Below are 3,017 nucleotides of genomic sequence, written 5' to 3'. Positions count from 1 at the left end.
AAAAGAGACATCCGAGGAGTTATCTTTTAAGGATAACGAATCAAAACAATAACTACTCATTACATTGTAAACACGATGAAATGAAACTGCGAGAGAACCGCCAGTTTTAAACGCTAGTAAAACTGGAAGGTCAAACAAGAAAGAGCGCAGGGTGGATGCCTTGGCACTAAGAGCCGATGAAGGACGTGATAAGCTGCGAAAAGCTGCGGGGAGGAGCAAATATCCATTGATCCGCAGGTATCCGAATGGGGAAACCCACCTGGATAGACTCCAGGTATCCATACGCCAATCCATAACGTATGGAAGGGAACCCGGTGAACTGAAACATCTAAGTAGCCGGAGGAAAAGAAAGAAAACTCGATTCCCAGAGTAGCGGCGAGCGAAATGGGAGGAGCCTAAACCAGCGTGCGTGCATGCTGGGGTTATGGACTGCATAAGTTACCGGAAAGGATAGTGGAATGGTTTTGGGAAAGCCAGCCAGAGAGGGTGAAAGCCCCGTACACGGAATCCGGACCGGGACGGCAGGATCCAGAGTACCACGAGACACGTGGAACCTTGTGGGAAGTCGGGGGGACCACCCCCCAAGGCTAAATACTCCTTAGTGACCGATAGCGCATAGTACTGTGAAGGAAAGGTGAAAAGGACCCCGGGAGGGGAGTGAAAGAGAACCTGAAACCCTGTGTTTACAAGCTGTGGGAGCACCTTATGAGTGCGACCGCGTACTTTTTGTAGAACGGTCCGGCGAGTTACGCTGGCTGGCGAGGTTAAACGGTAGAGCCGTGGAGCCGAAGGGAAACCAAGTCTTAAGAGGGCGGATAAGTCAGTCAGAGTAGACCCGAAACCGGGTGATCTATCCATGTCCAGGTTGAAGTTGCCGTAAAAGGCAATGGAGGACCGAACCCACATCCGTTGAAAAGGGTGGGGATGAGGTGTGGATAGGGGAGAAATTCCAATCGAACCCGGAGATAGCTGGTTCTCCTCGAAATAGCTTTAGGGCTAGCCTCGATAGAGTCTTGCGGAGGTAGAGCACTGAATTTCCTAGGGGGCGTCAAAGCTTACCGAAGAATATCAAACTCCGAATGCCGTGTAGATGCTTATCGGGAGTCAGACTATACGAGATAAGTTGGATAGTCAAAAGGGAAAGAGCCCAGACCTCCAGCTAAGGTCCCAAAGTACGTGTTAAGTGGAAAAGGATGTGGGATTTCGAAGACAACCAGGATGTTGGCTCAGAAGCAGCCATACATTCAAAGAGTGCGTAATAGCTCACTGGTCGAGAGGTCCTGCGCCGAAAATGTCCGGGGCTGAAACACGACACCGAAGCTGAGGAATGTCTGAAGACATTGGTAGAGGAGCATTGGATACGCAACGAAGCAGTATCGGAAGGAGCTGTGGAGTGTATCGAAGAGAGAATGCCGGAATGAGTAGCGAGAGAGAGGTGGGAATCCTCTCGGCCGAATATCTAAGGTTTCCAGGGTAAAGCTGATCTGCCCTGGGTAAGTCGGGGCCTAAGGCGAGGACGAGAGTCGTAGCCGATGGACAACAGGTTGAGATTCCTGTACTGCAGTAAGACAGAACTGTGGGGACACGTGTGGAGAGCATAGGCGCGGAATGGAAAGCCGCGTGCAAGCGGGGTAGGAGTCCTGTAGGAAAAACCGCAGGGCAATCCGAAGGCGTGATGCGGACCGAAATATAGTAGGGAAGTATGTGAGCCATGCGTCAAGAAAAGCCGCTATTGTTCTTATTGTACCCGTACCGTAAACCGACACAGGTGGATGAGGAGAGAATCCTAAGGCCGACGGAAGAAGCATTGTTAAGGAACTCGGCAAAATGACCCCGTAACTTCGGGAGAAGGGGTGCCACAGAAATGTGGCCGCAGAGAATAGGCTCAAGCAACTGTTTAGCAAAAACACAGGTCTATGCAAAACCGAAAGGTGAGGTATATGGGCTGACGCCTGCCCGGTGCTGGAAGGTTAAGAGGAGAGGTTAGCGCAAGCGAAGCTTTGAATTGAAGCCCCAGTAAACGGCGGCCGTAACTATAACGGTCCTAAGGTAGCGAAATTCCTTGTCGGGTAAGTTCCGACCCGCACGAAAGGCGTAATGATTTGAGCGCTGTCTCGACAATGCATCCGGTGAAATTGAAGTACCAGTGAAGATGCTGGTTACCTGCGCCAGGACGGAAAGACCCCATGGAGCTTTACTCCAGCTTGATACTGGGATTCGGTATTGCATGTACAGGATAGGTGGGAGGCTGAGAAATGGTAACGCCAGTTGCCATGGAGCCGTTGTTGGGATACCACCCTTGCAGTACTGGGTTTCTAACCAGCAGCCGTGACCCGGCTGGGGGACAATGTCAGGTGGGGAGTTTGACTGGGGCGGTCGCCTCCGAAAGGGTATCGGAGGCGCTCAAAGGTTCCCTCAGAATGGTTGGAAACCATTCGAAGAGTGCAAAGGCAGAAGGGAGCTTGACTGCGACACCGACGGGTGGAGCAGGTACGAAAGTAGGACTTAGTGATCCGGTGGTATTAAGTGGGAATGCCATCGCTCAACGGATAAAAGCTACCCTGGGGATAACAGGCTTATCACTCCCAAGAGTTCACATCGACGGAGTGGTTTGGCACCTCGATGTCGGCTCATCGCATCCTGGGGCTGTAGTAGGTCCCAAGGGTTGGGCTGTTCGCCCATTAAAGCGGTACGCGAGCTGGGTTCAGAACGTCGTGAGACAGTTCGGTCCCTATCCGGCGTGGGCGTAGGATATCTGAGAGGAGCTGTCCTTAGTACGAGAGGACCGGGATGGACGGACCGCTGGTGTACCTGTTGCAGTGCCAGCTGCATGGCAGGGTAGCCAAGTCCGGAAGGGATAAACGCTGAAGGCATCTAAGCGTGAAGCCCCCCTCAAGATGAGATATCCCATTCGAAAGAAGTAAGACCCCTTGAAGACGACGAGGTAGATAGGGCAGAGGTGGAAGTGCAGTAATGTATGGAGCTGACTGTTACTAATCGGTCGAGGGTTTGACCTG

1 rRNA gene is annotated in these 3,017 nt (G+C 52.2%); it reads left to right on the top strand.

Features of this window, described 5'->3' with window-relative positions:
* Positions 1 to 128: 128 nt before the first annotated feature.
* Positions 129 to 3,017, top strand: a 23S ribosomal RNA gene (locus FYJ57_RS14870).

The sequence above is a fragment of the Oliverpabstia intestinalis genome (genome assembly GCF_009696065.1).
GTDB classification, from domain to species: domain Bacteria; phylum Bacillota; class Clostridia; order Lachnospirales; family Lachnospiraceae; genus Oliverpabstia; species Oliverpabstia intestinalis.
This window is presented reverse-complemented; position numbering and strand designations above follow the sequence as displayed.